The sequence below is a fragment of the Tahibacter caeni genome, from assembly GCF_024609805.1.
GTDB classification, from domain to species: Bacteria; Pseudomonadota; Gammaproteobacteria; order Xanthomonadales; family Rhodanobacteraceae; genus Tahibacter; species Tahibacter caeni.
In genome coordinates, this window is sequence record NZ_JANFVR010000290.1 from 1 (window position 1) to 6,160 (window position 6,160).

6 protein-coding genes are annotated in these 6,160 nt (G+C 72.3%); 1 reads left to right on the top strand and 5 read right to left on the bottom strand.

Going from position 1 to position 6,160, the window contains the following annotated elements; all coding sequences use genetic code 11:
• From NON22_RS18950 to NON22_RS18965, 4 genes are all read right to left on the bottom strand, one after another.
• The coding region (locus NON22_RS18950; RefSeq protein WP_257388525.1) for an ABC transporter ATP-binding protein at positions 1 to 451 on the bottom strand (451 nt) is incomplete at its 3' end.
• Positions 448 to 1,704, bottom strand: a complete 1,257-nt coding sequence (locus NON22_RS18955; protein WP_257388526.1) for an efflux RND transporter periplasmic adaptor subunit — start codon at positions 1,702 to 1,704, stop codon at positions 448 to 450. The genes NON22_RS18950 and NON22_RS18955, both read right to left, overlap by 4 nt.
• Before the next feature lie 244 nt (positions 1,705 to 1,948).
• Complete coding sequence (locus NON22_RS18960) at positions 1,949 to 3,391, bottom strand: amidohydrolase family protein (RefSeq protein ID WP_257388527.1); 1,443 nt, start codon at positions 3,389 to 3,391, stop codon at positions 1,949 to 1,951.
• Positions 3,392 to 3,433: 42 nt separating this feature from the next.
• Entirely contained in the window at positions 3,434 to 3,958 is a 525-nt protein-coding gene (locus NON22_RS18965) for a hypothetical protein (protein WP_257388528.1), read from the bottom strand.
• Between the two features lie 246 nt (positions 3,959 to 4,204).
• On the opposite strand from NON22_RS18965, the gene NON22_RS18970 reads away from it, so the two are divergent.
• Positions 4,205 to 4,783: a GNAT family N-acetyltransferase gene (locus NON22_RS18970; RefSeq protein ID WP_257388529.1), complete on the top strand. Its 579-nt coding sequence runs from the start codon at positions 4,205 to 4,207 to the stop codon at positions 4,781 to 4,783.
• A gap of 249 nt (positions 4,784 to 5,032) precedes the next feature.
• Here the strand turns inward: NON22_RS18970 and NON22_RS18975 are convergent.
• A partial coding sequence (locus tag NON22_RS18975) for a cation-translocating P-type ATPase (protein ID WP_257388531.1) occupies positions 5,033 to 6,160 on the bottom strand: 1,128 nt, incomplete at its 5' end.

The following is a 6,160-nucleotide window of genomic DNA, read 5'->3' on the forward strand; positions in this document are numbered from 1 at the left end:
CGGCCGGCGTGTGCCGTTCGCGGTCGGCGAGGCCGACGGCCTCCAGCGCCGCCCGCGCCTGCGCGTGGCGCGCAGCCGCCGTCTCGCCGCGATAGAGCAGCGGCAGTTCCACGTTCTCCAGCGCCGACGTGCGAGCCAGCAGGTTGTAGCCTTGAAACACGAAGCCCAGGCAGTGGCGGCGCAACAGGGCGCGCTGGTTGCGCGAGAGTTTTTCCACGGCGATGCCGCGGAATTCGTAGCTGCCCGTGGTCGGCGCGTCGAGGCAGCCGAGTATGTTCATCGCCGTCGATTTGCCGGAGCCGCTCGGGCCCATGATCGCGACGAACTCGCCCTCGCGCACGACGAGATCGATGCCACGCAGCGCCTGCAGCAGGGCGTCGCCGGCGCCGTACGACTTGGTCACGCCGCGCAGGCGCAGCAGCGGAACCTCTTGCGCGGTCGGCGCGCTCACGGCGGGGCAGCCGTTTCGGTGATCACGCGCGTGCCGGCGGCCAGGCCGGAGACGATTTCGGTCAGCTGTCCGTCGCTGGCGCCGACCACGACGTCGACCGCCTGCGGCGCACCGTCGCGCAGGATCCAGACCTGATGCGCACCGCGCGGCGACTTCGCCGTGGTCGCGCGCGGCATGCGCGGCAGCAGGCGTTCGACCAGGCTGCCCGAACCCTGCGCCTGGGATTGTTCCTCGGGCTGGAAGCGCAGCGCTGCGCTGGGCACGAGCACGGCGCCGCGCACGGTGGCCGTTACGATCTCCGCCGTGGCCGTCATGCCGGGTCGCAGCGAAAGGTCCGTATTGTCCACATCGAGCACCGTGACATACGAAACCACGCCGTCCTTGACCTGCGAGCCCAGGTCGACGCGACGCACGTGCGCGCGATAGGTCCGCGCCGGATACGCATCGACCGCGAACGTGGCTTCCATGCCTTCGCGCACGCCGCCGACGTCGGCCTCGTCCACGTCGACGTCGAGCTCCATCTGCGACAGGGTCTGCGCAATCGTGAACAGCACCGGCGCCTGCAGCGAAGCAGCGACGGTCTGGCCCGGCTCGATCTTGCGTGTCAGCACGACGCCGTCGATCGGCGAGCGTATCGACGCCTTGGCCAGGCTGGTCTCGTCCGCATGCAGCGCGGCGCGCGCCTGCAGCGTGTCGGCGGCGGCCCCGGCGACGGCGGCCCGGGCTCGTTCCAGCGCGGCTTCCGCAGCATCCAGTTCCGCCGCGGCGGGCAGCTTGCCTGCGCTCAGACGCGCAATGCCGCGCAGGCGCTGCAGCGCCAGCTCCGCCTCGCGCGCGGTCGCCTCGGCGAGGCGGGTCTGCGCCTGGGCCGTCGTCACGGCGCTGCGCGATTTTTCCGCCTGGTCGCGCAGCCTCGCCGTATCCAGCCGAGCCAGTACCTGGCCGGAGCGCACCTGGACATTGGCGTCGACGGCGACGCTCTCGATGATGCCTGACAGTTCGCTGCCGACGTCCACCTGCGTAGTCGGCTTCAGATTTCCCGTCGCCGTCACGCTGACGGTGATATCGCCGCGCGTGGCCTCGGCCGTCTGGTAGAGCGGGGCGTTCGTCGTCGCGCGCAGGCTGGACCAGACACCGTAGGCGACTGCAGCCGCCAGGGCGAGGGCGAGCAGCACGACCAGGACACGGCGCCGGCGGTGATCAGCAGCGGTCCCGAGCAGGCTTTCCAGTTCAGCGGCAGGCGTGGTGCCCATGGCGGTCCGGCGAGAAGCGGCGGCTTCGATCCGGTCACGCTACCGCCGACCGTGGCGGCGCCGTTTGATCGACATCAACTGTTGCGCACCGCCCCGGTCCCAGGGGACGAACGGCTCGCGCCGCGGCCGCTTTCTCGTCAGGTCGGCACAGCGCGGATCCGGCGCCTCGGCGACGTCGGCGACGCGCACGGCAGGGACATCGCGCCGGCGAACACGGGTCGCACCGAGCGCAAGCCCCGCCGGTTCACTGCGCACGCGCCGCATCGGCGAGCAACGCATCGAGCGCGTCGCGCGTCAGCACGCGGCCGTCGAGCACGACGGCGCGGATGCGCCGCGCATTGCCGATGTCCCGGGTGGGATCGGCATCGAGCAGCACGAGGTCGGCGCACCGGCCCACGGCGACCGTGCCGAAGTCGGTGTCCTGGCCGAGAAGACGCGCCGGCGCCAGGGTCGCTGCACGCAGCGCAGCGCGCGGGGACAATCCGGCCGCGACGAGCAGCGCCAGCTCCTCGTGCAGCGAATAGCCCGGATAGACGCCGGGCATCGGCGCGTCGGTGCCGGCCAGCAACTCGACCCCCTCACGCCGGAAAACGGAGGCGATGCGGCGCAGCGCCGGCCAGCGCGCGCGAAACAGCCGATGATCGGCTGCAGTCAGCGAGGCATGCGCGCGCTGCCAGCGCAGGCGTTCGTCGGCGCGCAGGTAGATCCAGCGCGGATCGGCCGACAGTGCCGCGGCGCCGTCCCGCGCTTCGGTCTGCGGCAGCACGAGGGTAGGGACCTGGACCTGGCCGGCCGCGGCCAGCGCGACGGCGACGTCACGGCAGCGCCGCGCATCGAACTGCCGCACGGCCTGCAAGGCCTCGGCATCGAGCCGTTGCTCCGAGACGGCCTGGCCGCCGGCGGCACGGGCCTGCAGCAGTTCGGTCTCCACGCTCGAACAGGCTTCGATGGCCTGCATCAGATGCTCGTTGTCGCGCTGACCGGCGACGGCCGCGGCCTGCAGCGCGACCTGGGCCGGCACATGGCCGACGACCGGCAGCCCGCGGCGCTGCGCCGTGGCCAGCACGGCCTGCCACTGCGCCTGCGGCAGGGGCGAGAACACCTTGACGAAATCCGCGCCGGCGTCGGCGGCCGCCTCCACCGCGGCGACCGCCGCTTCCGGCGATTCGCCGCGAACCGCAATGCCGGCGGCGGCGATGCGCGGCGCGACGAGTTCGCCGCGCTCGCGTGCGGCGTGCCAGTTCCGGATCTGCGCGATGCCCGCGGCGTCCGTGCTCATCTCGCGCACCGCGGTGACGCCGTTCGCGACGAACAAGGGGAATGCCCAGTCGTTCGGCGCGCGCCGGGACGCGAGGTTGAACAGATGCACGTGCAGGTCGACGAGCCCCGGGATCAGGAAACGGCCGCGGCCATCGATCCGCTGCGCCCGTGCCGGAACGACCGCGTGGCGCGGATCGGCGACGGCGACGATGCGCCCGTCCTCGATCAGCACCGTGCGCAGTGCCGGCGGGCGGGCGCGTTCGAGATCGACGACGTTCACGCCGACGATCGCAATGGTCGGCCGCGCAGGCGGGGTTGCATCGGCGCCCGCGACTGCCGTTGCCGTCAGCACGTAGCCCGACAGAAGGAAGCCCAGGCCCGGCAGCCCGCGCCGGCGATGCGTGTGCGGGACCGTCTGCTCTTGCACGCGGAACGGTCGAAGGAATCGCAAGGCCGGTCTCTCGCGCGGCTACTTGTTGATCACGGTTACCGTCAGCACACCCATCAGCTGCGGCGCCGAACCGCTGCTGACGTTCGCGGCGCTGGTGCCGGACGCGCCGTTGACGGCCCTGACCTCGAACGTGTGGCTGCCCGCGGGCAAGGCATACGTGCGGTCGATCGACCAGTTCGCGATCAGCTGGGAGAGCGCGGCGGTGTTGGCGATCGACAGCCGGCGCTGCCCGGCCGAGCTCGACACGACGCCGTCGACGAACAGGCCGATGTCGACGACCGAATAGCTCGTCGACGTCGCTCCGGTGCTCTGCACGCCGCCGTCGCTGTGCACGTGCACGACGCTGTTGGCCGGCACGGTGATCGTCTGCGCCAGTCCCAGGATCAAGGCATTGCCCGACGTGACCGAAGCACCGTTGGCCACGATGCGCGCATCGAGCGCATGGGCGGCTGCGCGTGTTTCCGCCGCCTCGTTCGTGCCGGCGATTTCGGCGCCGCCCGGGCAGGCAGCCAGGGCGGAGGCGACGGCCGCGAATACGCGCACAGCGATTCCGCCGCCTCGTCGTTGCATGCCCATCCCCCGAGTGATCCGGCAGCGTAGTCGGCGACCGGTGGAGGGTCAATACGGGCCGGCGCTGGTTCCTGCGGACGTTTTCGTCACGGAATCGCCGGCGCGGAAACGTTCCGTCGCGGGGCGCCGGCGGGCGACGGCGAGGCATCCAGATGATGCAGATCAACATGCCGGCAAGCGCGCCGGCCCACGATCGCCTCACCCTACCGGAGAACCGCCATGACCACGAAACCACCGTCGTCCGAAGTGCCGGCCCCGCAGGCGCTGGCGCCGCGTCCGCTGTCGCCGGAATCACCGCACTGGGTCGAGGTGCTCAGCGACGGCACGCACGTGCTGATCCGTCCGATCGGCAAGGCCGACGCCGGCCTCGAGCGCGATTTCATCCGCCGCCTGTCGCCGCAGTCGCGCCGTCTGCGCTTTCTTGGCCAGATCGGCGAGCCCAGCGCGGAGCTGATCCGGCGGCTGACCGACATCGACTACGAACACGACATGGCGCTCGTCGCGCTGCTGCATCGCGACGGCGCCAAGCAGGAAGTCGGCGTGGCCCGCTACGGCGTCTCGGCCGACGGCAGCTGCGAATGCGCGGTAACGGTTTCCGACGAATGGCAGAACCGCGGCCTCGCGACGGTGCTGATGACGCACCTGATCGCGATCGCGCGCGACCGCGGCATCCGCGAGATGGTGTCGATCGACCTGGCCGAGAACGGCGCGATGCGCGACCTCGCCGCCGGGCTCGGTTTCCGGCGGGAGCCCGATCCGGATGATGCGATGCAGGTCATTCATCGCCTGACGCTTTGAAGCCGCCGCATCGCGGGCGCCCGCCGCCATCCGTCGGCTTCGATGAATGACGCCAACGCGGCGGCGCCCGCCCGCGCCGCCGCCTGACGGCAGTGCGGCCGCCCATTGTGGCTGCCGTTCCCTCCCAACGTCGTCGCCGTCGCGGCCGTCCGGTCTTCGGCCGGGCCGCCGCGTCGCACTGTCCGATCGCCGGGTTCCTCGCGCTGTGATCCGCCGCCGGCGACTGCCGCCAACCGCTGCCGATACCGCTCAGCGGCGAACCGCGCGCAGCGCAAGCCGCGTAGCGACGATGGCCGCACCCGGCAGCGCGAAGGCCGCCGCGGCCGTCCAGCCGGCCGGCGCTGCAAAGCGGAAGATCGCGGCGACGGCCGGCAGATACAGTGCCGCCGCGAGCAGCGCCGCCGTCGCACCGAGGATGATCCAGAACGCGAGGTTGTCCGCGATGAACGCACCGCCGGCGCCGCGCTCGTCGCGGTTCAGCGCGAGCAGCGCGAGATTGCCGCCGACGATGGCCGTGAACGCGAGCGCGCGGATTTCCGCCTCGGCCAGGCCGGCGCGCCAGGCGAGCAGATACACCGCGGCCGCGCCGGCGAGAGCGGCGGTGCCGTCGGCGATGGCGCGCAGGATTTCGCCGCCGCCGAAGATGGTCTGGCGCGCCGGCCGCGGCGCGGCGCGCATGACGTCCTCACGCATGGGCTGCCGCTCGAAGACCAGCGTGCAGGCCGGATCGATGATGAGCTCGAGAAAGACGACGAGCAGCGGCGACAGCACGAGCGGCCCGCCGAACAGCAGCGGCGCCAGCGCCATGCCGGCGACGGGCACGTGCACGGCGAGGATGTAGCGCAGCGCGCGGCGGATGTTGGCGAAGATGATGCGGCCGTTGCGTATGCCGGCGACGATGGAGGCGAAGCCGTCGTCGAGCAGGACGATCTGCGCCGCTTCGCGCGCCACGTCGGTGCCGCGGCGTCCCATGGCGATGCCGACGTCGGCGGCCTTCAGCGCCGGCGCGTCGTTGACGCCGTCGCCGGTCATCGCCACGACCTGGCCGGCCGCGCTCAGCGCGCGCACGAGCCGCAGCTTCTGCTCCGGCGTGACGCGGGCGAATACGTCGCAGCCGGCGGCGACCTCGGCGAAACCACGCTCGTCGAGCGCCGCGAGCGTGTCGCCGGTCACGACCCGTTGCGCATCGATGCCGGCCGCCGCGGCGATGGCCAGTGCCGTCGCCGGATGGTCGCCCGTGATCATCACCAGGCGCACGCCGGCCGCGCGGGCCTCGGCCACGGCTCGCGGCACGTCGGCGCGCAGCGGGTCGGCGAATCCGACGAGTCCGGCGAGCGCGAAGGCGAAGCCCTCCGGCGACGCCGGCATCGCCGCGCC

What these genes read in the sequence shown, in the direction of transcription:
- NON22_RS18970 (WP_257388529.1), top strand. Translation starts at nt 4,205, where the DNA reads ATGACCACGAAACCACCGTCGTCCGAAGTGCCGGCCCCGCAGGCGCTG.
- NON22_RS18955 (WP_257388526.1), bottom strand. Translation starts at nt 1,704, where the DNA reads ATGGGCACCACGCCTGCCGCTGAACTGGAAAGCCTGCTCGGGACCGCT.